The organism is Streptomyces sp. NPDC014991 (assembly GCF_043080665.1).
GTDB lineage: Bacteria > Actinomycetota > Actinomycetes > Streptomycetales > Streptomycetaceae > Streptomyces.
The window spans coordinates 46,842-70,187 of the sequence record NZ_JBIBVY010000023.1; the positions used below are offsets into that span (position 1 = coordinate 46,842).

A 23,346-nucleotide genomic window follows, 5' to 3' on the forward strand; every position below is an offset into this window, starting at 1 on the left:
GTGACACCGGGCTGACGGAACCTCAAGCTTGCACGGGTGTACCCATTGCCGAATAGTGTTCGATCATGCATGCGGTGAGATCGCATGTGCGAACGGGTTCGAGGTAACGGGAAGGCGCACGGGGGATGGGCTACGTTCTGCCCGGATGGGCCGACGAGATTCTGGACTTCATCGGGATCAACTGGCCGAATGTCGACGAGGACGACTACCGCGACATGGCCGATGCCATGCGGGACTTCGCCGACAAGTTCGAGGACCACGGCGGCGACGCGCATCAGGCGGTGTCCCGCATCCTGTCCTCCTCGGAGGGGTGGGCCGTCGATGCGATGGAGAAGCACTGGTCGCACGTCAAGGCGGGGCACCTGGAGAAGGTCCCGGAGATAGCGAGGCTGTTCGCGGACGCGTGCGACGTGGTCGCGGAGATCATCTTCGGGATGAAGACGAAGGCCGAGATCGAACTCGGTGCCATGGCCGCCTCGTTGGGCATCTCGGTGGGACTGGCCTTCGTCACCGGTGGCCTGTCGGCCGTGATCGGGGCCGCCGAGACCGCGGCGATGCGGCAGGCGGTCAAGCGGATCATCGACGAGGCCGTCGACCGGATCGTGGACGAGCTGATGGCCCGGGTGACCGAGCCGGTCAACGCCAAGCTGGAGGCCATGGTCGAGGACATGGTCTTCGACCTGGTGGACGGTGCCTTCTCGCTGCCCCCGGAGCCGGGTGACGGCCAGCCGGGCGGCTCCGGAGGATCCGGTGGGTCCGGCGGCGGGGGCAAGCACGGCGGCGGTATGCAGCTGGCCTCCGCCGGTGACGGCGCCTCCGGCGCCGGCGCCGGAGGGGGCAAGCGGACCGTCATCGACCACGTCGAGTTCGAGGACGGCGCCGGCAAGGTCTCCTTCCACGGCGGCGAACTGCACCGGTCCACCTCGGGCTCGCTGACGAAGGCCAAGGGCGCCTTCGGCCGCACCCGCGGCAGGGACCCCTTCACCAAGGCCTTCGAATCCGTTCTGGAAGGCGCCCTGAAGGGCTCCGAGAAGGCCCTCGTCAAGATCAGCAAGCATGTCACCGAGACCCTCCCGGACCGGGTCAAGGCCACCTCCCGCCTGCACAAGGGCATCGACCTCGACGTCCGCGACCGGGTCAACGCCATCACCGGCGGCAAGAAGGGAGGTGCCGGCGACGGCGGGCACGGACGGTCCGACGGACCCGGACGAAAGCGCCCCGCGTCGCTGCGCACGGCGCTGGACAACGCCCGTGAGAAGGCCATCGCCCTGACGCAGCGCCGCTGCAAGTCCGACCCGGTCGACATCGCGAGCGGCGAGATGGTGCTATCCCAGACGGATCTTGCGCTGCCCGGCGTGCTCCCGCTGGTGGTGCGGCGCACCCACATATCCGGCTACCGCTACGGCCACTGCTTCGGGCCGAGCTGGGCCTCCACCCTGGACGAGCGGCTCGAGCTGACCGGCACCGGCGCCGTTTGGGCCCGCCCGGACGGCTCCCTGCTCGCCTACCCGCACCTGCCGCGCGAGGCGGACGAGGAGGTGCTGCCGCTGGAGGGCGAACGCATCCCCCTCGCCCTCGCCGGGCGATCGGCCCTGGGCGAGGTCACGTACGCCACGACCGACGTCCGCTCCGGCCTGACCCGCCGCTTCACCGGCAATCCGTACTCCTCGGGCGGCCTGTACTGGCTGAGCGACATCGAGGACCGCAACGGCAACGGCGTGCAGCTCGTCCGCGACGACGAGGGCCTGCCCATGACGCTCCTGCACGAGGGCGGCTACCGCGTCCGCGTCACCCGGGACACCGATCTCGCCCGGGTCACGGCCCTCGACCTGGAGACCCCCGAAGGCCCGGTCCGGGTCGCCTCGTTCGCGTACGACGAGGCCCACGACCTGGTGGGAACATCAGGCGCGCGCGGCGTACCCCTGCGGTTCACCTACGATGACGAGCACCGCGTCACCTCGTGGACCGACCGCAACGGCCACACCTACGGCTATGTGTACGACGCGGCCGGCCGGGTCGTGGAGACGATCGGCCCCGACGGCGCGCTGTCCTCGCGGTTCGCCTACGACACCGCCGCCCGCGAGACCCGCTTCACCGACTCCACCGGCGCGGTCACCGTCACCCGCTTCAACCAGCTCGGCCAGACGCTCAGCGAGACCGACCCGCTCGGCAACACCGTGTCCTTCGAGTGGGACCGCTACGACAACCTGCTGTCCCGCACGGACGAGCTGGGACACACCTCCCGCTTCACGTACGACGACGCGGGCAACCTCCTGACCGTCCACTACCCGGACGGACGCCAGGCCTCCACCACGTACAACGCGCTGCACCTCCCGGAGACGATCACCGGGCCGGACGGCGCCGTGTGGCGGAACGTTTTCGACGAGCGGGGCAACCGCACCGCGGTCATCGCGCCGGATGGGACCTCGACGACGATCACCCACGACGCGGCGGGCGCCCCGGCCACGGTCACGTTCCCGACCGGCGAGACGGAGACGCGCGTCAACGACCAAGCGGGCCTGGCCCTCTCGGTCTCCCACGGGCACGGCGCCACGTACACGGTACGCCGCGACGCCTTCGGGCGGCCCCGCGAATCCGTCGACCCCGCCGGCTCCGTGACCCGGCTGGAGTGGACGGCGGACGGCTGGCTCACCCGGCGCACCGCACCCGACGGCGCGAGCGAGCAGTGGACGTACGACGAGGAGGGCAACTGCCTCACCCACACCGACCCGCTGGGCGGCGTGACCCGCTTCGAGTACACGTGGTTCGACCTGCTCGCCGCCCGCACGGGCAAGGACGGGGCCCGGTACGAGTTCACGTACGACACCGAGCTGCGGATCAGCGCGGTGCTCGATCCGCAGGGCAGGACGTGGAGTTACCGGTACAGCCCGTCGGGCCTGACCGAGTCCGAGACCGACTTCGACGGGCGCACCACGCGCTATGAGTACGACGCCGCGGGCCGCCTCGTCGCCCGCACGACCCCGCTCGGGCAGCGCATCGGGTTCACGTTCGACGCGGTGGGCAACGTGCTGGAGAAGGACGCCGACGGCGTGCTCACCCGTTACAGCTACGACAGTGGTGACCGGCTCACCGCCGCCGTCTCACCGGCCTCCTCGCTCACCCTGGAACGCGACGCCATGGGACGGCTGCTCGCGGAGACGGTCGACGGCCGCAGCATGCGGTTCGGCTACGACCCGCACGGAGAGCTGGTCTCGCGCACCACACCGACCGGCGTCACCACCTCGTACGCCTACGACACCGCGGGCAACCGGGTGCGGGTCGACTGCGCCGGCCACGCGCTCGGCTTCGCCCGCGACGAGCTGGGCCGCGAGACGCGGCGCACCCTGGGCCCCGCGCACGCGCCGGTGACGCTCGCCTCGCAGTGGGACACGAACGGCCGTCTCTCGGCCCGGTCGCTGGCCACGCCCCGCGGCACGCTCCGGGACCGCTCCTACAGCTACCGCGCCGACGGCTTCCTGACACGGGTCACGGACCGGCAGGCCGGCGTGGACTGGCGGTTCGAACTCGACCCGGTGGGCCGCCCGCTCGGCGTCACCGCCGGCGACTGGTCGGAGCGCTACGCCTACGACGCCACCGGGAACCAGACCGACGCCCACTGGCCCGACCGGGCCCCGCACACCGAGAGCCGCGGCGAGCGGACCTATGAGGGGACCCGGCTGCTCGGCACGGACGGCGTGCGCTACGAGTACGACGACGCCGGACGGGTCGTGCTGCGGCAGAAGCGACGTCTGTCCCGCAAGCCCGACACCTGGCGCTACGCCTGGGACGCCGAGGACCGCCTGGTCTCCTGCACCACCCCGGACGGCACCGTGTGGCGCTACACGTACGACGCGCTGGGCCGCCGCACCGCCAAGCACCGCATGAGTGCGGACGGGCACGGCGTGGCGGCCACGGTCCGCTTCGCCTGGGACGGCACCCAGCTGGCCGAGGAGACGGACACCATGACCGGTGTGACGCTGACCTGGGAGTACGAGGGTCCGCAGCCGATGTCCCAGCTGGAGCGCAGACTGCCGGACGACGCCGGGCAGCAGGAGGTCGACAGCCGGTTCTTCGCCATCGTCACGGACGTCATCGGCACCCCGACCGAACTCGTCGACGAACAGGGCGACATCGCCTGGCACAAGCGCTCCACGGTCTGGGGCATCACCGCCCGCAACCGCGACGCCCGGGCTCACACGCCGCTGCGCTTCCCCGGCCAGTACGCCGACCCGGAGACGGGCCTGCACTACAACCTGAACCGGCACTACGACCCCGAGACGGCCCGCTATGTGTCGGCGGACCCACTGGGCCTCGTGCCCGCGCCCAACCCCGCCGCGTACGTCGTCAACCCCTGCACGTGGATGGACCCCGAGGGTCTGGTCGCCAAGGGGTGCACACAGGAGGCGGGGTGGTACGGGGGGCTGCTGCCGGCGAACCGGATGGCGAACGGCCAGCAGTATCCGCAGAGCATGGAGGTCAACCACATCCCGGCCAAGTCGGCCTACAAGGACGTCATCGAGCCCGGGTTCTACTTCGCGAACAAGCCCCACAAGAAGCAGAAGGTCAACAACGGCCCGGCCATCCGCATGGAGCGGGGCGACCACGAGAAGCTCTACAGCACGGGATACTCGTTGGAGTCCCAGGCGTGGCAGCAGTACCAGCGTGAGCTGATCAACCAGGGGCGCATCACCGACGCCATGCGTATGGACATCGACGACATCAAGCGACGGTTCCCCGGTAAGTACGATCAGCACATCGAGGAGATGGTGAACAGCCTGAAGCACAACAAGCCCCTCCAGGCCATGCTCACGAAGCGAGGATGGACCATTGACGAGAACGCCCTGCTGGCGTGAGGGCCTGGGGCGCGTGATCAAGGGAGTGAGTATGGAACTGGAGCTTCTGCCGCATGTGGGTGTCGGGCGTTTCCGGCTCGGTATGTCGGTCGAGGAAGCGCGTGCCGCAGTGGAGGCGTGGGGTCTCTTCCGGGCCGTCTCGATCGACGAGGAACCGGGGCAGATCGGCCTCACGCACGACGAGTCACGGCTGAACATCGTGCTCGGGTTCACCAAGGGCGCGCTGAGCGGCGTGGAGCTGTTCCGGTTCCAGAACGAGGACGCCGATGTGCGGGTGCTGCTGGACGGGCTCGACGTCTTCCGCACCCCGAGCGAGGACCTCTTCGAACAACTGGCGGAGCGGGGTCACACCATCGAGGAGAACGACCTCGGCTTCGATGCCCTGCCGGCACTCAAGGTGATCCTCGCGAATCAGAGCAGCTACGAGTACCCGGTGGACGAGGAGGGAGACCCCCTGTACTACGACTACGTTCTGCTCGCGGACCGCATCTGAGCGGCGCGGCCGGTATGGAGGGCAGCCATGGATCTTGTATTCGACCCGCCTCGCGGAGTCGCACCGATCCTCCCGGGCATGACCCTCGAGGAGGCGATCGCGGCCATGTCCGGCTGGGGCGAGCCCCGAGTGCTCAGGCGGCCGGGACGGGATTCGGCGAAAGTCTCCTCGGTCCTGGACGGAGTGGGCGTTCAGGCCCTGCTGGAGGGCGGCCGCACCGTCACGGCCGTCGAACTGTGGTGGCCCGGTGAGGGCCGGGTGTCCGGTACCCGGGTCCTGCTCGACGGGACGACGTGTTCCGCACACCCGCGGCGGAACTGTTCCGCCGCGCCGCCGCGCGGGGATGGACGGTCGACGCCTCGCATCCCGAACACCCGGTGATCCCCGGCGTGTCGCTGGCTTTCACCCGGCAGACCTCGCAACAGGTTCCCCGCGACGCCGAGGGCCTGCCATTGTCGGTCACTTCCGTCCTCGTCGGAGGGAAGGACCACTACGAGTACCGTCGCGACAACCGGTGACCGGATTCGTGTGCTGGGCGCTGCATGGGCGCCTTGTCCCCGCGCCCAGCATCCCCCCTCCCGGCGCTGCTCCGGCGGCGGCCGGCTGAGTCGTCACGTCGGGCGGCGTGCGAACCTGCGCTGGTGTCGCATGGTATTGCTTCTTGAAAGCGCGGATGAAGTGGCTGCTGTCGGTGAAATGCCAGAGCGCGGCGGCCTCTGAGACGCTGAGCTGTGATCCGGAGGCGGTGAGCGCTTCGGCCGCTTCCTCCAGACGTCGGCGGCGGATGTAGGCGCTGAACGACTCGTCCAGACTCGCGAAGGCCCGCTGCAGGGTGCGCACTGACACGTGCAGTTGCGCGGCTATCCCGGCCGGCGATAATTCGGCGTCGGTGAGCCGGGCATCGGCCAGGTCCCTGGCCGCCTGCGCCAGCGCCGGGGTGAAGGTGGGCTCGCGGTCGTCGAAGTGGTCGAGGATCAGCCCTTTGGCGAGTTCGAGCAGGGCGTTGCGGAGCCGGGTCCACCATCAACATCCCGGCCAACGCGCCGCACAACTTCCGCAACGCATCGGGTGCGCCGGCCCGCATGCTGTGCATGCCGGCCAGGACGAGTACTTCATGCGCATCGGCGACGTCATCGCCGGCAAGGACGCGCCGCCCCCGCAGCTGTCGGAGGACGAACTCGCGCAGCGCCGCCGCCGCGCAGCAGAGTTGGCCTCGGCCTACCGAAGCGAGTTCCTGTAGCTCGGCCCGGTTCTGTCTCTTCGCCCAACGTCGTGCCCAGATGAGCATGGCGGTGATGTGGAGGGAGGCCCACTTCAGGGCGGTCGTCACCGGACAGGTCGACCACTTTACGGCGTTGGCCGGGCCGGAGGCCCCGCACCTGGTGGGGATGTCGCCGAGCGCACGCCACGTGAGCCCTGCGGTCCTGCAGGGCGGCGGCCTCCTGCTCGACCGGGTCACGGTCTCCGTGCCGGCCCGCGCCTACGAGCCCCGGTGACCGAAGCCGGAGGTGGCGCGCTCAGGTCACCAGGCGCAGCGACGACGCCGCGATGCCCACCTGTACGCTCTGCCCCCAGGTCAGTTCCAGGGCGTCGGCCTCCATCCCGTCCCCGAAGACGACCATCCGGTCCGACTCCACGGTCAGCCGCAGCGCCTGCCCGCGCCCCAGCTCGCCCGCCACTCTGGACGTCCCGGTCGCGGGCGACGGCCATGCCTCGCGCACGAACCAAAGCAGCCGCGGGTCGCGGGGCGCGGGCATCGGCACGGTGCTGCCGCGCTCCAGCCACAGGGAGCGGAGCCAGCCGGTGGCGCCGGTGCCCGTACCGACGAGCACCCCGGAGGACGCCTGGGCCTCGCCCGGGTCGGCCGCGCCGCGGATGCCCAGCCGGTAGCGGGCCGTCTGGTGGCCCGGCGGGCCCAGGTACACCTCGTTCAGCGCGAGGAGACGCTGGGTGTCGTCGGCGACGGCCTCCACCATGGTCAGTTCCTCCACCCGGTCCCCGGCGGCGGTCGCGGCACGCAGCAGCCCGGCCGCGTCGGCGCAGCGGTGCCGGACCAGGACCCCCGGGTTGCGCCCCGGATCGGTGTCGATGCCCACCACCGGCTGTCCGGAGAGGTACTTCGCGGTGTTGGCGACCAGGCCGTCCTGGCCGACCACGACCACCACGTCCTCCGGGGCGAACAGGAAGCGGTCCAGATCCGCTCGCTCCACGCGGGAACTGCGCCAGGTGAGCGGTACCGCCGTCGCCACGTCCCGGAGTGCCTGTCGGGTGGCGGCGTGGCGGCGGGCCACCTCGTCGATCGAGCGGCCGCGGCTGGAGAGGAAGAACGCGGCCTGGCCGTGCGTGCCGTGCCGGGCGAGGAGTTCCTCGTACTCGGTCCTGCGGTGCACGAGCACCACCCGCGGTGCCAGGCTCACGCGTCCGCCCTGCCGTCCGGACGCCCGATCCTCGCGAGGAGGCCGGTGAGCACGTCGGGGGAGAGGGTGACGCTCTCGATCCGCGGCAGGTTCTCCGCCAGCCGGGTCGCCGCCAGGGCGTGCAGCGTGACCGGGTCGACGTCACCGTGCACCCTCAGCCAGGCGGCCTGGGCCTCGGCGCGCGCCGCGCCCGTCGCGCGCGCGGCCTCGGCCTCCGCGCGGGCCAGGCGCACCGTGCGGGCCGCCTCGGCCTCGGTGCGTACGCCGTCGGCCGCCGCCTCCTCCTCTGCCTCGCGCCGCGCGTTGGTGCCGCGTTGGTCGACCAACTGCTCCTCGCGCCGGGCCAGTTCGATCTGGCTGGCCAGCTCGTTCTCGGCGATGGCACGCTCACGTTCGACGGCGACGGCCCGCCGCTCGTAGGTGGCCCGGTCCGCCTCCTGCTGGATCTGCTCGCGGGCCGGGGTGCGCAGGGCGCGCTCCACCTCGGCCTCGGGCCGGATCGCGACGACGCGAACGGCCACCACGTCGATGCCGGTGGCCGGCAGGCGGGGCTCGGCGGCGAGACCGGCGGCGACCCGGTCCCGCACGGAGGCGACGCCGTCCACCAGCGCGACGGCCAGCGGGGTCCGGGCCAGTACGTCCAGCGTGTGCTGCTGCGCGGTCTCGGTGAGGAGGGTGGCGATCTGCTCCAACGGTGTGCCGCGCCAGTTCCCGCTGTCCGGGTCGACGGAGAAGTCGAGCCGGTTCGCCGCCTCGGCCGGGTCGCTGATCCGGTACGTCACGGTGGCCTGCACGGTGACGTCCTGGAAGTCGGCCGTACGGGCGTGGAACGCCATGGCCAGTTCCCGGTCGTCGACCGGTACTTCGGAGAGCGCCGCCGACAGTGACCGGTACCAGAAGCTGAGGCCCCGGCCGTCGTGGACGAGCCGGCCGCGGTGGTGGTGGCGGATGTGTGCGGTGGGCGCGGAGCGCAGATGGCGCCAGCCGAAGCGCCGGGTGATGTCGGCCATGGTGGACCCCCTCGATTTCGTCAATGCGACGATAACCAGAGGCGTTGATGTCGTCAAGTAGACGAGAAGGGGGATGTGTCGCCGAGCCCAGGTGACGGACGGACACCGGTGCCCGACCGAGGCGGCCGGGTGCGGTGCGCGGACGGGACAGCCCGCCCGCGCCCCGCGCGGGTCGCCGTCGACGGCCCGGCGTCACCCGGCCGGAGCCACGGACGAACCCGCGGTACGGCCGGTCAGGACAGGACCTCGACATACCCGTCGGTTCCGTGCACGCGGATCCGCTACCCTCCCGGATCAACCGGGTGGCCCGCAGCGCGACAGTCATCGCGCTGAGCGCGGTCATCCCTTGCCGGGTCCAGCCCTTGGTCGACGAGGTGGCCGGTCTGTCGGGCCATCGGGATGCCCACCGTGGATGACCGGCGACCGGGACCCGCTCCGGTGGGCCCGCTCAAAAGGTGAGCACATCCCCCCCGTCAGGTTCGGGACCCCCGCGTCGGCACCGGCGGGGAGGATGCGGTCAGTGCCTGCGCCGTGTTGAGATTCCCGTGGCTCTGTTCACGAGAACCAACAGCATGCGGACATGAGATCGGGCAGTACCCGAAGCAGTGTAGAAAACGAACACTGGCAGAGACAGGTTCTCGGCGATCGGACCCAGAGGCCGCCCGGGACGGGCCATGTGCAAGTGACACCCCCTCCGACGGAGACGGAGACGGAGACGGAGACGGAGAAGAGACCGAGAGCTAAGACGATCTCCGGGGATCAGCCTCCGAGTCCGGTCAGGATCGACGGGGTACGTGTGACACTCGTGGACGGAAAACGGAAATCCCAGGCCGCCCACCGGTACCGGCGCGTCCAACGCTGTGCGTCTGCGGTCGAATGATGCGACGTCGACCGGCAGGTCCCACCCGAGAGCCGCGCCGCACCGCCGATGCGGAAGGCGGCCCGCGAGGCGGGCGGTTGGCGAGGTGGGCGACGGGGTGGCTCTTTTGCGGGTTGCGCACCTCAGAGGGCGAGCGGGTCAGGAGAGCCAGTCGGTGTAGCGGGTGGGGGCGAGGTGGGCGTGCTCGTCGGTGAGGACGTCGCCCCTGACGGCGGCGAACATGCCGGCGGTGGGGTCGGTGACGACCGTGCGGTTGTCGCCCTTGTGGGCCAGGGTGATGCGGCCCAGCTCGTCCAGGGAGAAGATCTCGGGGCCGGCGATGATGCGAATGCTGTTCAGCGGGGCGCCTGCGGCAACCTGTGCCACCGCGTCGGCCACGTCCTTGGCGGCGATCGGCTGGATCGGCGTGGCGGGCAACCGGACGGTGTCGACGTCAGCGGTCCAGGACATGACGGCGTCCATGAACTCCATGAACTGTGTCGCCCGGACGATCGAGTAGGGGACCGGCCCGGCCGCGAGGATCTGCTCCTGGAGCACCTTGGCCTTGTAGTAGTCCAGCTCCGGCACCTGGTCCGCCCCGACGATCGAGAGGATGACGAAGTGACCGACGCCGCCCTTGTGGGCCGCAGCCAGGAGCTTGTCCATCGAGGTCTGGAAGAAGGCCGGGGAGGCTTCGTCGAACGTCGGGGAGTTCGTCAGGTTGACGACGACGTCGGCTCCCGCCACCGCCTCCTCCAGTCCCTGGCCGCTGATGACGTCGACCCCGGTGGACTTCGAGTGGGGTACCGCCTTGTGCCCGGCGGCGTTCAGATCAGTGACGACCTGCGATCCGATCAGCCCGGTACCGCCGATGACTGCGATCTTCATAGGGTGCCTTTCCTCGAAATTATGTGGGCAAATATGGCATACAGGCACCGTGGGAGTGCGGCAACATGCACCTCAATCGACTGAGGAGGGCGCGGCGTCAGATACCGTCGACGAAGGTGACCGTCTCGTCGAGCGGGGCCCGGCCTGTACGGCCGTCACGTGCCGTGGCGTCCTCGATCCCGATCGACATGCCCCAGAAGAGGAGTCCGCGCGAGCGATGCCGAGTGTGCCGTAGCGCTGCTCACCGAAGGCGGCTCGGCGCCACGCGCCGCAACCGGAAGCGCTGACCGGTCGAGTTGGGCCACGCCCGTCGGCCACCTGCGGGAAGGGGCGCCGGCGAGCCGGGGGTGGGGCCGCGACCGGGCCCACAGCGGCCCTGGCACGACCGCTGCGTGGTTGTGGCACATCCCCGTCAACCGGCTCACCGACGTGAACGAAGAACGCGTCCGGGGACGCGAAGGCATCCCTTCCGGCTGGCAGTTCGCCACCAAGGCCGCACGAAGACTTCCCGATCACGTCGTCGACCACTACGTCCGCATGCTCGCCCACCAGCCCGCCGCTCTGCGGGGCAGCTTCGGGTGGTACCGGGCGACGCCACAGCCAGCGTGGTCCCGGCGGCACCGGCTTCAGCGGAAGGCGGCGCAGGCGGCATGAAGCCCACCATCGTGCTGGTACACGGTGCCTTCGCCGACGGGTCCAGCTGGAACGGGGTGATCACGCGCCTGCAGCAGGCGGGGTATCCCGTCATCGCTCCGGCGAACCCGCCCCTACGGCGGCGCCGTGATCAGCGAAGCTGCCGTTGGTGACGCCCATGTCAAGGCGTTGGTCCACGACCAGTTCGCCGCCGACGTGCCCAGGTCGGTGACCGACCTGATGGCCGCCACCCAGCGTCCCGTGGCCGCCTCGGCCCTGGAGGAGAAGGCCACCAGGGCCGCCTGGAAGACCATCCCCTCCTGGACTCTGATCACGACCGAGGACCGCAACATCCCGCCGGCCTCACAGCGCTTCATGGCCCAGCGCGCCCATGCGCACACGCCGTCGCGGTGTCCCAGCCGGGCGCGGTCACCCGCCTGATCGAGCAGGCCTCCCAGGCCACCGGCACCACGACGACCGCGGCCGATCCTTGCGGCGCGACCCTCGCGAACACCGGCTCAGGGCGACAGACCACCCGCGCCGTTACCCTCGGCAGCGTAGCCGCTCTGTCGGTGGCCGCAGGTTCGGTCGTCGTCCTCCTGGGTCGCCGGTGGCGATCGGAGAACAGCGGTCGCTGAGGCTTGTCCCCGTCGAAGGACGATGACGCCGACTACTTCGGCCACGCCGCTGTTCGGGGACGGCCCGGCCCCGTCCGTCGACCGCGTCGTCCCCTTCGTGGCCACGGCCAGGCTTTTGCCGGCAGACACAGGGAGCAGCGAGCGGCTATCGGACGCCGGGCAGCGACCTCACCGAGGCCATCAGCGCCAGCCGCTGCACCGCCCCGCGCGCCGGGGAACCGAACGATAACGCGTCCGACAGTGGGCCCCGCAGCACCCCGAGAGACCCACACCTGCTCGTCCTCGACGTCCAGGTTCTACTTGTTGAGGAATTCCAACAGGTCCCGGTTGAACTTCTCCTTGTCGCCCGGCACCATCGCGATGCCGTGGGAGCTGCCCTCGTACACCTTCAGCTCGGCGTTCGGGATGATCTGGGCGGACTTGCGGCCGGTGGCGTCGATGGGCACGACTTGGTCGTCGTCGCCGTGCACCACGAGGGTGGGGATGTCGAATTTCTTCAGGTCTTCGGTGAAGTCGGTGTAACCGAAGGCGTCCACGCATCGCACGCCGCCTTCGATGGTCTGCGCCATCGCCATGTACCAGAAGGCGTCCTTGTTGCCCTGGGTGACTCTGTTGCCGGGGCGGTTGGCGGAGAAGAAGCCCTCCGCAGTGTCCTTCCAGAACTGGGAGTGCTCAGTGAGGACGCCGTTCTTGAGTGCGTCGAACACCTCCTCCGGAACACCCTCGGGATTTTTGTCAGATTTGATCATCACCGGCGGGATGGCGGACAGCAGTACCGCCGAGCGCAGCCGCCCGGTGCCGTGTCGGCCGATGTAGCGCGCGAGTTCGCCGCCACCCATGGAGTGCGCGACCAGGGTGACGTTTCGCAGGTCGAGGTGGGTGAGCAGGTCGTTGAGGTCGTCGGCGAAGGTGTCGAAGTCGTAGCCGTCCCAGACGGGCGTGGAGTGTCCGTGGCCGCGGCGGTCGTGCGCGATTCCGCGGTATCCGGCGTCGACAACGGCCTTGAGCTGGTCCTGCCAGGCGTCGCCGTTGAGCGGCCAGCCGTGGATGAATACCACGGGGCGCCCCTGGCCCCAGTCCTTGTAGAAGATCTCGACGCCGTCGCGGGTGGTGCAGATGGGCATGAGGCCTCCGTCGGTGCAGCTCCGGCCGGTATCTGGGCAGGCCGGGCGGAAGAGAGAGGGATGCTCGGGCATCCGCTTGCCAGCCGAACGCATGCCCGCACCGGGCGCAAGCGTCGACTGCCAGATGGCCTACGTGAGGGGGTGGTGCTGGCTGATCGGTCTCCGGCGCTGCCGCCGTCACCCCCCGCGCCGAAACCGCCCGCCCGTGACTGACGTGCGGCCTTCACCCAGTCAGTACGGCGGCGTATTCGTATACCGGACATCATCGACATGACGGCCCCCAGCACGGCACCCGCCGCGTCAGGGGCATCGCGAGTGAAACGGCCCATCGCCGAACACGACCGCCGGACTACCGGGCTCTGCCCGGCTTCTCCTCGATCCAGGTGATGGCGAAGTTCACGACTTCGCCGGCTTCGAACAAGTAGCTCTCAGCGGCGTCGATCATGCCCGTGCTGCCGATTCCAGCGGCCAGCATGTCCTGGGCGATGGCCTGGAAGGGGTCCTGTCCGTCAGGCACTACTGAGGAATAGTCGAACTTCCGCGTTCCGCCGCACCTGTACCTCGCGGACCTGCCTTGATCTCGGTGCGCAGCCCTTCGGTCGGCCTGCGTTCCACCACCGCACCGCATCGCGGGCGCAGTGGCGACGACGGCGGCGTAGGGGGTCGAGACCGCGTCGGGGATGATCGCGGCCTGGTCGAAGGAGAGGCTGTCGGGGAGGGGGATGAGCGTGTCCTCGCGGGCGGTCACGTACTCGGCCCAGCCGCCGTCGTAGTCGATGCCGGCGGTGAGCATCTGGGTGCAGGGGCGGTGGCGCACGCAGCCGGCGCACTGGCCGCAGGTCCTGCCGGCCTCCGGGGTGACGCGGGTGCCGACGGGCAGACCGCGTTTGAGGCCGGATCCCAGCGTGTGGATCACACCGGAGACCTCGTGGCCGACGGTGACCGTGTCGGAGGTGGCGAACAGCGGGACGAGGGAGCCGTCGATGAGGTGGACGTCCGACAGGCAGACGCCGGCGGCCTTGACCTCGATGAGGACCCCGCCAGGGCCCGGCACGGGAATGGGGACCTCTTCCACGGCGCACGGCGAACTTCTTGCTGCCCAGGTGGAAGCGGCCGGCGAGCATGGTGAGGGTCTGGAGCTGGGAGCGGGTGGCCACGTCGTGCCTCGGGTCACCCGGACGACCGGACCGAAGGAGACGCACCACTGCTTCGGCGAGGTGCCATCGCTGAACGCTGATGAGCAACTGGGAAGCCATTCCCGGGTGTTCGCCCATTTCGCTCACACCGTTCCGGCCCGGTCTCCAGCTTTCGATCACAGGGCATGCAGGCATCCGGATCGGGCCCCATGCTGGAGATGAGGGGGGTGTGACAACGGAGGAAGAAGTGGTGGAGATGCGGACCGTTGTCGATCTCACTCGCTGCCAGGGCTACGCACAGTGCGTGTTCCTCGCCCCTGAGGTGTTCGAGCTGCATGGGGAGGAGGGGCTGCTGTACGCCACGGCCGTCCCCGACGACCAGGCGGAGCGTGCACGCCAGGCCGCGGCGGCGTGCCCGGTGCAGGCGATCCTCCTCGGGGAAGAGGTGAGCATCGGTGCCCACTGACCTGAAGGACGGCCGCATCGTCATCGTCGGCGCGTCACTGGCCGGGCTGCGGGCAGCGGAGGCGCTGCGCGTAGAGGGTTTCACCGGCTCACTGACCGTGGTCGGGGACGAGCCGCATCCGCCCTACGACCGGCCGCCGCTGTCCAAGCAGGTGCTGCTGGGCCAGGCGACGGCGGACACCCTGGAGCTGCCGATGCGCTGGGACCCGGACGCCGAGTGGCGGCTGGGCGTACGCGCCACCGGCGTCGACCTGCTCGCGAGACGCGTGATGCTCGACGACGGAGAGTCCCTGCCGTACGACCGGCTGCTGATCGCCACCGGAACCCGGGCGCGGCCCTGGCCCAACCCGGAGGAAGGCGCCTTGGACGGGGTGTTCACCCTGCGCACGCGCCAGAACGGCGCGGGACTGGCCGAGCGGCTCGCCGCCCGGCCGGAGCGGGTGCTGGTGATCGGCGGCGGCTTCACCGGCTCGGAGATCGCCTCGGCCTGCCGGGAACTGGGCCTTGAGGTGACTGTCGCCGAACGCGGCCCCGCCCCCCTGGTGGGGGCACTAGGCGGCACTCTGTCCAAGCTAGCGGCCGTCATGCAGCGCAACCACGGAGTGGACCTGCGCACCGGGGTGACGGTCACCGCCCTGAACGGCAACGGAAGCTTCACCGGCGCCGAGCTGTCCGACGGCAGCCGCGTCGAGGCAGACGTGTGCGTCGTGGCGCTGGGCGCCGTCCGCAACGTCGAGTGGCTGGCGGACTCCGGGCTGGCGGCGGGCCCGCGCGGCATCGCCTGCGACGCAGGCTGCCGGGCCTTCAACATGTACGGGATCGTCACCGACGACGTCTTCGTGGCCGGCGACGTCTCCCGCTTCCCCCACCCGCTGTTCGGCTACCAGATGCTCTCCCTGGAGCACTGGGGCAACGCGGTGGAGCAGGCCGAGGTCGCGGCCCACAACATGGTCAACCCCGGTCCCCTGCAACGCCCGCATCTGGCCATCCCGGTGTTCTGGTCGACCCAGTTCGGACTCAACATCAAGTCGGTCGGTGTTCCCACCTACTCCGACCACATCGTCATCGCCCAGGGCTCCCTGGAGGCGCGCCGGCTGGCGATGGTCTACGGCTACCAAGGCCGGGTCACCGCCGCGGTCACCGTCGACATGGGCAAGTCGCTCGACTACTACCGGCACCTGATCGAGACGGCCGCTCCCTTCCCGCCCCCGCCGGGCGCGCAGGACCGTGCGATCGCGGCCGACATTCCGATCCCCTCCGCCGTACCGGATCCCTCCATGCTGTCCCACGGCCCGACCGTCGCGCTCACCGGTCACCTTCCCGACCGCCGGTTGACGGTGGTGTAGCCCACGTCCGCCCCACCCCGAGGAGCCACCATGGACTCCACGACCTTGCTGGCACGGATCACCGACTACGCCAGCCGTCCCAACCCCTACCCGCTGTACACGGAACTCCGCGAGGCCGGTTCCGTGGTAGCGCAGGCCGACGGCAGCTACCTGATCGGCGGTTACCACGAGATCGCCGCCCTGCTCCACGACCCACGGATGAGTGCCGACCCGCGCACCCGTGGCGAAGTGACCCACACCCACAAGCCGCCGTTCCTGCGGCTGGACGACCCCGAGCACCACAGGCTGCGCACCCTGGCCATGCGGCCGTTCGGGCCACCGCACAGCCCGGGCCGGGTCGACGGCATGCGCGACGAGATCGACCGGATCACCAAGGAACTGCTGGAGCCTTTCGAGGCGGGCCGCCAGGCCGACATCGTCGACGACTTCGCCTACCCGCTGCCCGTCACCGTGATCTGCCGGCTGCTCGGCGTGCCGCGCGAGGACGAGCCGCTGTTCCGGGCCTGGTCCGACGCCCTGGTCGCAGCCGCCGACGTCAGGCCCGACGACGACTCCACCGAGACGGACAAGGTCGGCGACCAGGCGCGGATGGAGATGGGCGGGTACCTGTTGAATCTGGCCGAGCAGCGCCGCGGCAAGCCGGGCGACGACATGCTCTCCGCCTTCGTGAACGAACCGGACCCGGCCCTCAGGCTCACCCAGGAGGAACTCGCGGAAACCGCCGTACTGCTCCTCATCGCCGGACACGAGACCACGGTCAACCTGATCACCAACGGGGTGCTCACGCTGCTGCGCCAGCCCGAACAGCTGGACCGGTTGCGCCGCGAGCCGGAGCTGTTGCCGCGAGCGGTGGAGGAACTATTGCGCTACGAGCCCCCGGTCCACATGCGCGAGCGCATCCCGCACGTCGACATGGACGTCGCCGGTACCCCCGTCCCCCGAAGCGCCTCCGTCATCCTGGCCCTGGCCTCCGGCAACCGCGACCCGCGGCGGTTCCGCGATCCCGACCGGTTCGACCCCGCCCGCCCGGACAACCAGCACCTCGGCTTCGGCAGCGGCATCCATAGCTGCTTCGGCGGCCCCTTGGCCCGCGTCGAGGCCTACGCCGCGCTCGGCGCGCTGCTTCCCCACCTCGGGACCGCGAGCCTGGTGCAGGACCCGCCCCCCTACCGGCAGAACGCGATGCTTCGCGGACCCCGGCACCTGCCCATCCACCTGTGAAGCCGAGGGGGCACGGCGCCCTCGGCAGGGGCAGCGCGAAGGCGGCGCCGGGCGGTGTCGCGGGCCTCGTCCGTGGAGAGGCCGCGCATGTGCAGGAGCATCTCGGCCAGCAGTCTTGTCGGCCGCAGCCGAGGTGGCTCGGCTGCCGGACCTCGACAACGCGGCGAGCGTGCCGGAAGGCCGGAGCGCGCGGCACCTGGCCCACGCGCTCCGGCAGCCACTACTCGGACGCGTCAGCCTGTCCGAGGAGTTCGTCGCACCGTTGATGGCCGCTACCGGCTATGCCCCTGACCCCAGCTTCTGCCGAGGATTCACCGAGCCCGCTCTCTACGCGTTCGGGCGCCGGCGAGTGACGGCGGCACTGCTCGAATATGCGCGGACAGGCACGGACGCGGAGCAAGCGGGCACCAAGCGGGCGCTGGTACTGTGCCCGCTTGCCGCTGCGTACCGGCCGGTCTCCGGCATACGCGCCTTGTGGTTCGACATCGAGCACACCTCCCGCATGCTCGAGCAGACCCCCGGCTGAACCCGGCCCCGGCCCCGGCCCCGCAGCTCCGAGGCCGCCGGCCGTTGGACCTGGCTGATTATCGCCGCCCACGCTCGGCTCCGCCTCGCCCGCCCGCTGGCAACCGACATCTGACGGCCGGGGGGAGAAGCCCGCCCCGCCGTACGAACTCACCCAGGCCCGTGTCCGGCGCGGGTTCCGGAACCCTCGCACGAAGACCGGCTCGCCGGCCGGTGCACCGATACCCACCCGCCCCGGCCCAGGACGCCCGCCCGGCTCGAAAGACCACCGCCCCGCACCCCGCCACGACGTCGGTCGCGTCCTCGCCACCGGCGAGGCTTGCGCCGGACCAGCGCACCCCAAGACAGGAGCAAAGCCACGCCGCACTGCGTAGCGCCGCAGCTCAGCACCCGCCAAAACCCATCGGCAAGGTGAGCACATGGTCAACGACGAGAACACGGGCATCACACTTCCGCGGCGAGCATCGCCGTTCTTCCGTCCGGAGGACGGTCCGCTCCCGAGACCGATCTTTCAACGCTGCGCTCCGTCCTGTACGCAGCCGCCCGTGCCGCCGGCGACAAGCTGGGTGGTGCGGCGCTAGGTCGCCGGCAGGCGGTCGGGCTCGCACCGCTTCGCCCAGCAGGAGCCTTGGGCGGGGCGGAACCTCAGGGGCTCGAACTCGTCGAAGGCGAGGCCCCGGTCCGGGACGCGATTGCCGCCGACGGACGCCAGCAGTATCAACGCCCGCCCGTAGCGCACGAGCCGGTGCCGCCCCGGCACGTGCCGCAAGGCGGGGGCGAGACCGGACAGGATCGGGCGCGGGACAGGCGGTCGGCGCCCGCGAGCAGGAATAAGGCTCTCCGCACCCGCGTCAACTGTAGGCCGGACTCGCTCACCGCCGACAGGAGAGCAGGACCGCGCGCCACCGCGGCCGCGCGAGCGATGACGAACATCCGACGCCTCAAGCACGGCGCCGGCGCACGGCGGCCTCCTGCACCTGACGCCGCCCGCTCCGAGATGTGACGCGGGCCGGACCCGCCGGATCCGCTCAGCGGCTACCCGTCCAGTTGTGGGCCACGTCGACCACCAGCCGACCGGGCACCTGCTGGACCCGGAATGGCAGTCGGACCCGTACGCCGAGACCCACCTGCGTCTGGCCCTCGAAGCTGCCGGCGAACCGGGTGTCCCGGAACGTGCGGTAACCGTGGACGTTCACGCCCGGCAGGGTGCGGCCCACTCGCCCCGGGTACGTGACCACGCCGGTCGCCGGGTTGTAGCTCGGCGCGCCGACATGGACGTCGAGCACGGCCCCGCCGGCGACCGGGATCGTGCGCCCGCTGGCGATCTGCCGGAGCCGGTCCACGTACTCGACGTGGTAGCCGACGGCACCGCCACCACCGGGCACGTCGAACACCATCCGGTCGTAGCAGTCGTGCCGGCCGGTCCTGATGTCCTCCAGTGGTACCGCACCGGTGGCCGTACCGCCCTTCGCTCCGCTGCCCCAGCCGGTCGGACAGGCCGTGGACCGCGCGGTGGCCGCAGTGGCGTCCGCCGCCGTCGCCGCGCCGCCCAGGCTGGCACTCGCCAGGACGAGAACAGTCGCTACGAGTCTTGCTCTCTGCATGATGTCCCCCTTGGTCGCCATGCTGTTATGGGATGAGACATGCAGGTATGGCGAATGGTTGCACGCGAGGAGGGCGAGATCACGTCCGTCCGCCCAGGCTGGCGAACTGAACGTGTGCGGGCAGAGCCGCAGCAGCACGTCGGTGTCCGATCGGACAGGCAGCGGGCGCACAGCCAGGCCATGGGAACGCGTGGCTGGCGCGGGTAGGGGCATGCGGCCGATGCGGCTGGGATGCGCCCGGTGTGCACTGCACCGGGAGTAGCGACCGGTCAACGCGGGCGGGATCACGTCGCGGTTGATCCGCTCCAGCGGGTTGGTGGACTGGATCTTCTTCCAATGTCGCTCGCTGATACGCGGCCCCGAGCATGACCTTGCGGATGGCCTCGACCAGTCCCAAGTAGGTCAAGCGCCGCACCGACGTCGTCCAGGTCTTCCCGAACGACGACGCGCTCCTGCGGCTCGTCACCGCCGTGCTCTTCGAGCTGCACGACCAGTGGAGCGCCTTTCTCCGCCGCTACCTGCCCGAGGGCAGCACGGACCAGCCCTACCCCGCTGAACTCCCCGAACAAGCCCCCGCACCACCAGCACGACGGCCGGTTGATCGGCTACGCCACAAGGGGCACGCGCCCCTCAGGACATCGATGGGTTGTGGACCTCGTTGCGCTGCGGGTCAAAGCAGGTCAAGCCGTGTTTTTGCGCAAGGGCGAAGACCGCACGAGAGAAGTCATCGGTCCGCGACCAGCCGACACAGAGGATCAACCGATGCTCGTTCGCGTCAGGGCTCACGCTCCATGCGAGGTCATCGATCTCATCGTCATCCGGGTCGTCGAGGTCGGGGAACCCGACCAGCAGATCATCCAGGAGGGCGAGATTCCGCGGGTCAGGCTGAACAACGGTGTCATCGCCGTCTGCCAAGCTCTGGCAGACAAGGAGTGCCCGGTCGACCGTGATCGGCATCGGCTCGTGCCAGACATAGAGATCGAAGCTCATTGCAATACCACCTGCATGATCGGCCTTTCTTGAGGTAATGGCCGAGACGGAGTACCGCCGCACGCACGGTCACGAAGCCCTTGAACGGCTCTTCGACGAGTATGCGATCGTCCCGACCGACCCGCGGCGGCCGTCCGTAGTCTGAACCTCGCGGGCACGGTCCCGGTACCGGCGACAGGGGGCCCCGCTGCGCGGTCGACGGCCTGGAGGGGCCGTTACCGCGCATGGCGGTCCGCCGTTCACCCACAGAGCAGCGTCGCGGCGTCGCCCGCCGGCACCTCCAAGAGGCGGAGCAGGAAGAGGACGGGATGGGGATGTCCTCGTACGGGGTAGGCGAGCGGGACGACGCAGGGCGGTCCGGCGCGCTGCTTGAGAGAGGGTCAACGTATGCAATTCGACGACGATGCTGCTCTGGACACGTCCGAGGTCGCGGACGGGCGGGGAGGTGCGCTGGGCGGGATCCCGGGCGGCGGCAAGACCATCGGCGGGGGACTGGTCGGGCTCGTGGTGCTGGTGGCGTCCGTGCTCTTGGGTGTCGACCCCGGCATGTTCGGCTCGGGCAGCAGCGACACTTCCTCGTCCGGCAAGTCCGCCGCGGACCTCGCGGCGAACTGCCGGACGGGTGCCGACGCCAACCGCAAGGAGGAGTGCCGGATCGTCGCCGTGGTCGACAGCGTGCAGGCATTCTGGAAGCAGACGGAGACAGCCGCCGGCAAGCCCTACCAGCAGGCCCCGACGTTCCTGTTCACCGGCAGTGTGAACACCGGCTGTGGCAACGCGACTTCCGACGTCGGCCCCTTCTACTGCTCAGCCGATGACAAGGTCTATCTCGACCTCGGCTTCTTCAACGATCTGAGCAGCAAGTTCGGCGCCAAGGGCGGCCCGTTCGCCGAGGCCTACGTCATCGCGCACGAATACGGCCACCACTTCCAGGACCTCAGCGGATCGATCTCCCGCGGCAGTGGAAAGGGCCAGAACAGCGGCTCGGTGAGACTCGAGTTGCAGGCGGACTGCTACGCCGGAGTGTGGGCCCACCACGCCACTACCACCCCCGACCCCAAGAGCGGTAAGCCACTGATCACCGACTTGACGAAGGACGACATCAACCGCGGGCTGGACGCGGCCGCCGCCGTCGGAGACGACCGTATCCAGCAGCGCTACCAGGGCAAGGTCACACCCGACACCTGGACCCACGGCTCCGCGAGCCAGCGCCAGCAATGGTTCTCCACCGGCTACCGCTCCGGCCGCGTCGCCAGCTGCAACACGTTCAGCTGACCACGCTGACAACCACGCGTACTGTGCCGCGCCGCGGTCGGTGGTTAGCGGCCGATACCAAGTGGGATCGCTACCTCGACAGGCTGACTGCTTCCAGGACCGTGCCGTCGCCGCGCAGCTAGGCCGTTTCCTTCTCAACAATCTCGGCATCCGGCTGCTGGAGCTCGGCCGGCACGAGGAAGGTCCGACCGGGATCAGGCAAGCGGTCGACGTCTACCGGCGGCTCGCCCGGCAGGACCCGGCCGCCCATTCACCCGTCCGGCCCGGATCCTGGGCAACCTCGTCGCCCGGCTGTGGGACGTGGAACGGCAGGGCGAAGAGCATGGCGATCCTCCGGGAACAGGTATCCGTGTACTCAGGACTCGCCCGCCACAGTCACGAGTTCATCCCCGGATACGCCGACGCCCTCGCCGACCTTGGCCATTTCCTGTCCGCGCTGGGCCGGGCGACGGGAGCCCTGTCCGCGTCGACGGCCGCCGTCGCCGTCTACCGGCAGGTGTCCGGCGACCCCGCCGTCGCGGCCGGGACCGCCGACGCCCTCTTGCTGTTCGCCCAGGTGGAGGCGAAAGCCCAGCGAGAAATTCCCGAGGCGCTGGACGCGGTCGACGCGGCCATCACCATGTATCAGCGATTGCCCCGTCCGGCGGATGCCGCGTTGCGCTCTGCGCACCATACGCGTGCGCACGTGTTGGGCCTGTTGCGCAAGTGAGACAGCGGTCGTGCGCGGACCCGCCGCCCGCATCCACCGCATCCGCGTGCTCGGCCCGCTCCCGCCTCAGCCCCGCCCGGCGCCGAGGAGCGCTATTTCCTGGCGGCCTTCAGCAACTGGTCGATACTCTCCTCGGCCCACCGGCTCTTTGCGACCATGCCGTAGGGCTCTTGCTCATCGTCGGTGGCATTCTCCGCCTGTTCCGGGTCCGGTGGTAGAAATCGTCCCCGGGTTGCGCGACCCAACCCGGCAGCTCGAGCCCCGGACTCGGGTCCCAGCTGACTTCCTCCGAACCCCCGTAGCTGTTGCCCAGCTTCGCCCGGTCGGCCCGGATGAACGAGGCGGTGGCATCGATCCCGACGCGGCCGATTCCGGTATACAAGGGAAGTCGACGACGAAGTCCCTGGAGAGACTGTCACCGGGGTCGAGCCGGTCGCATGGGTCGGCGAATGTACAGGACGCTGCCTGCTGCCAGGGCAAAGCCGATTCCCGCGCCCCCCCACAGCACCGAAGGCGCCTCCCGAAGCGAAGCCGAACACACTCCCGGTCAGCAACCCCGCAGCAGCACGAGGCGCAGTGGCAAGAGTCAGGTCGGACGCCGCGGCCAAGCCGCTCAAGCGCTCACCCTGACTCTGCACGGGTATCCGTCGGCTGTTCGGGCACACGAGACGTCATGCACGGACTACATGCGCGTCCCACCGGCAGCAGTCTCATCGGCCAGGCCTCCACAGCCGAGACATCGCCGCCCGGTCACGACGGCGCCAAGCACTCACGCCGAGGCCGGCGCACCGGCCGCCTGCGCCGCCGCGTCCTCGCCTACCGGGCAATCGATTTCCTGTCCACGCACATCCCGGACGACCCCGGCCCGGGCGACGAATGCCTGCTCCTCGTGCACACCCGCCAGGTCGTCGGCCAGATCCGGTACCGGATCTGCACTGACTGCGCCCAGGGCGTCATCACCGCCGTCGTCATCGACGAGCGCTTCCACAGCACCGGCCTGGGCACCCGTGCGTTGTCACACCTACGATCCCGCCACCCGGGACTGACCTGGCGCAGCACGCTGCACAAGCGCACCACCCGTGATCTCCTGCGCCGGATGCGCATTCCCACAACCACTTCTGCCACGCCTTGCCCGCACGCTCACCAGACACTCTCTGCCC

General features: G+C 70.1%; 21 protein-coding genes and 3 pseudogenes. 15 read left to right on the plus strand and 9 right to left on the minus strand.

Features of this window, described 5'->3' with window-relative positions:
• The first annotated feature begins 125 nt into the window (after nt 1-125).
• From ACF1BE_RS28930 to ACF1BE_RS28945, 4 genes are all read left to right on the plus strand, one after another.
• Nucleotides 126-4,853, plus strand: a complete 4,728-nt coding sequence (locus ACF1BE_RS28930) for an RHS repeat-associated core domain-containing protein (protein ID WP_392201949.1) — start codon at nt 126-128, stop codon at nt 4,851-4,853.
• Nucleotides 4,854-4,884: 31 nt separating this feature from the next.
• Nucleotides 4,885-5,346 (plus strand): hypothetical protein, encoded by a 462-nt coding sequence (locus ACF1BE_RS28935; protein WP_392201950.1) that lies wholly within the window; start codon nt 4,885-4,887, stop codon nt 5,344-5,346.
• Nucleotides 5,347-5,424: 78 nt separating this feature from the next.
• Nucleotides 5,425-5,727 (plus strand): hypothetical protein, encoded by a 303-nt coding sequence (locus ACF1BE_RS28940; RefSeq protein WP_392201951.1) that lies wholly within the window; start codon nt 5,425-5,427, stop codon nt 5,725-5,727.
• A complete protein-coding gene (locus ACF1BE_RS28945; RefSeq protein WP_392202009.1) occupies nt 5,640-5,864 on the plus strand; it encodes a hypothetical protein in 225 nt (74 codons plus the stop codon). Before ACF1BE_RS28940 ends, ACF1BE_RS28945 begins: the two co-directional genes overlap by 88 nt.
• On the opposite strand, the gene ACF1BE_RS28950 is transcribed toward ACF1BE_RS28945, so the two are convergent.
• Nucleotides 5,806-6,192 (minus strand): helix-turn-helix transcriptional regulator, encoded by a 387-nt coding sequence (locus ACF1BE_RS28950; RefSeq protein WP_392201952.1) that lies wholly within the window; start codon nt 6,190-6,192, stop codon nt 5,806-5,808. The two genes, ACF1BE_RS28945 and ACF1BE_RS28950, sit on opposite strands and share 59 nt — an antisense overlap.
• A gap of 268 nt (nt 6,193-6,460) precedes the next feature.
• Between ACF1BE_RS28950 and ACF1BE_RS28955 the strand changes: the two genes are divergently transcribed.
• A complete protein-coding gene (locus ACF1BE_RS28955; protein WP_392201953.1) occupies nt 6,461-6,586 on the plus strand; it encodes a hypothetical protein in 126 nt (41 codons plus the stop codon).
• Nucleotides 6,587-6,626: 40 nt separating this feature from the next.
• Nucleotides 6,627-6,842: a hypothetical protein gene (locus ACF1BE_RS28960; protein WP_392201954.1), complete on the plus strand. Its 216-nt coding sequence runs from the start codon at nt 6,627-6,629 to the stop codon at nt 6,840-6,842.
• A 21-nt stretch (nt 6,843-6,863) separates the two neighbouring features.
• Here ACF1BE_RS28960 and ACF1BE_RS28965 read toward each other — a convergent pair whose 3' ends face one another.
• The 3 genes from ACF1BE_RS28965 to ACF1BE_RS28975 form a co-directional block, all read right to left on the minus strand.
• Nucleotides 6,864-7,763 (minus strand): hypothetical protein, encoded by a 900-nt coding sequence (locus tag ACF1BE_RS28965; protein ID WP_392201955.1) that lies wholly within the window; start codon nt 7,761-7,763, stop codon nt 6,864-6,866.
• Entirely contained in the window at nt 7,760-8,773 is a 1,014-nt protein-coding gene (locus ACF1BE_RS28970; protein WP_392201956.1) for an SPFH domain-containing protein, read from the minus strand. Before ACF1BE_RS28970 ends, ACF1BE_RS28965 begins: the two co-directional genes overlap by 4 nt.
• Before the next feature lie 1,018 nt (nt 8,774-9,791).
• The gene (locus ACF1BE_RS28975) at nt 9,792-10,520 is read right to left on the minus strand and encodes an SDR family oxidoreductase (RefSeq protein WP_392201957.1); all 729 of its coding nucleotides are present in this window, start codon (nt 10,518-10,520) and stop codon (nt 9,792-9,794) included.
• Between the two features lie 396 nt (nt 10,521-10,916).
• Between ACF1BE_RS28975 and ACF1BE_RS28980 the strand changes: the two genes are divergently transcribed.
• Both ACF1BE_RS28980 and ACF1BE_RS28985 read left to right on the plus strand, forming a co-directional pair.
• Nucleotides 10,917-11,174, plus strand: a complete 258-nt coding sequence (locus tag ACF1BE_RS28980; protein ID WP_392201958.1) for a hypothetical protein — start codon at nt 10,917-10,919, stop codon at nt 11,172-11,174.
• Nucleotides 11,171-11,617: pseudogene (locus ACF1BE_RS28985) on the plus strand (alpha/beta fold hydrolase); the annotation flags it as partial. The gene ACF1BE_RS28980 and the pseudogene ACF1BE_RS28985, both read left to right, overlap by 4 nt.
• 470 nt (nt 11,618-12,087) lie before the next feature.
• Here ACF1BE_RS28985 and ACF1BE_RS28990 read toward each other — a convergent pair.
• Nucleotides 12,088-12,915: an alpha/beta fold hydrolase gene (locus ACF1BE_RS28990; RefSeq protein ID WP_392201959.1), complete on the minus strand. Its 828-nt coding sequence runs from the start codon at nt 12,913-12,915 to the stop codon at nt 12,088-12,090.
• 616 nt (nt 12,916-13,531) lie between these two features.
• Nucleotides 13,532-14,039, minus strand: a pseudogene (locus ACF1BE_RS28995) (alcohol dehydrogenase catalytic domain-containing protein); the annotation flags it as partial.
• Nucleotides 14,040-14,307: 268 nt separating this feature from the next.
• Between ACF1BE_RS28995 and ACF1BE_RS29000 the strand changes: the two are divergent.
• The 4 genes from ACF1BE_RS29000 to ACF1BE_RS29015 all read left to right on the plus strand — a co-directional run bounded on the left by ACF1BE_RS29000 (nt 14,308) and on the right by ACF1BE_RS29015 (nt 17,609).
• Nucleotides 14,308-14,517, plus strand: coding sequence for a ferredoxin (locus tag ACF1BE_RS29000; RefSeq protein WP_392202004.1), 210 nt, complete (start codon nt 14,308-14,310; stop codon nt 14,515-14,517).
• Nucleotides 14,507-15,862, plus strand: a complete 1,356-nt coding sequence (locus tag ACF1BE_RS29005; RefSeq protein ID WP_392201960.1) for an NAD(P)/FAD-dependent oxidoreductase — start codon at nt 14,507-14,509, stop codon at nt 15,860-15,862. The genes ACF1BE_RS29000 and ACF1BE_RS29005 overlap by 11 nt, the downstream gene beginning before the upstream one ends.
• A 30-nt stretch (nt 15,863-15,892) precedes the next feature.
• Nucleotides 15,893-17,083, plus strand: coding sequence for a cytochrome P450 (locus ACF1BE_RS29010; protein WP_392201961.1), 1,191 nt, complete (start codon nt 15,893-15,895; stop codon nt 17,081-17,083).
• Nucleotides 17,084-17,198: 115 nt separating this feature from the next.
• A complete protein-coding gene (locus tag ACF1BE_RS29015; protein ID WP_392201962.1) occupies nt 17,199-17,609 on the plus strand; it encodes a hypothetical protein in 411 nt (136 codons plus the stop codon).
• 1,027 nt (nt 17,610-18,636) lie between these two features.
• Here ACF1BE_RS29015 and ACF1BE_RS29020 read toward each other — a convergent pair.
• A complete protein-coding gene (locus ACF1BE_RS29020) occupies nt 18,637-19,212 on the minus strand; it encodes a hypothetical protein (RefSeq protein ID WP_392202005.1) in 576 nt (191 codons plus the stop codon).
• A gap of 401 nt (nt 19,213-19,613) precedes the next feature.
• Between ACF1BE_RS29020 and ACF1BE_RS29025 the strand changes: the two are divergent.
• Nucleotides 19,614-19,745: pseudogene (locus tag ACF1BE_RS29025) on the plus strand (transposase); the annotation flags it as partial.
• 97 nt (nt 19,746-19,842) lie between these two features.
• On the opposite strand, the gene ACF1BE_RS29030 reads toward ACF1BE_RS29025, so the two are convergent.
• On the minus strand, nt 19,843-20,202 hold the full coding sequence (locus tag ACF1BE_RS29030; RefSeq protein WP_392201963.1) for a hypothetical protein: 360 nt from the start codon (nt 20,200-20,202) through the stop codon (nt 19,843-19,845).
• 387 nt (nt 20,203-20,589) lie between these two features.
• Between ACF1BE_RS29030 and ACF1BE_RS29035 the strand changes: the two genes are divergently transcribed.
• Together ACF1BE_RS29035 and ACF1BE_RS29040 are read left to right on the plus strand one after the other, a co-directional pair.
• Nucleotides 20,590-21,477, plus strand: a complete 888-nt coding sequence (locus ACF1BE_RS29035) for a neutral zinc metallopeptidase (protein WP_392201964.1) — start codon at nt 20,590-20,592, stop codon at nt 21,475-21,477.
• 61 nt (nt 21,478-21,538) lie between these two features.
• A complete protein-coding gene (locus ACF1BE_RS29040; protein WP_392201965.1) occupies nt 21,539-22,186 on the plus strand; it encodes a tetratricopeptide repeat protein in 648 nt (215 codons plus the stop codon).
• A 769-nt stretch (nt 22,187-22,955) separates the two neighbouring features.
• On the opposite strand, the gene ACF1BE_RS29045 is transcribed toward ACF1BE_RS29040, so the two are convergent.
• A complete protein-coding gene (locus ACF1BE_RS29045) occupies nt 22,956-23,174 on the minus strand; it encodes a hypothetical protein (RefSeq protein ID WP_392201966.1) in 219 nt (72 codons plus the stop codon).
• Between the last annotated feature and the right edge of the window lie 172 nt (nt 23,175-23,346).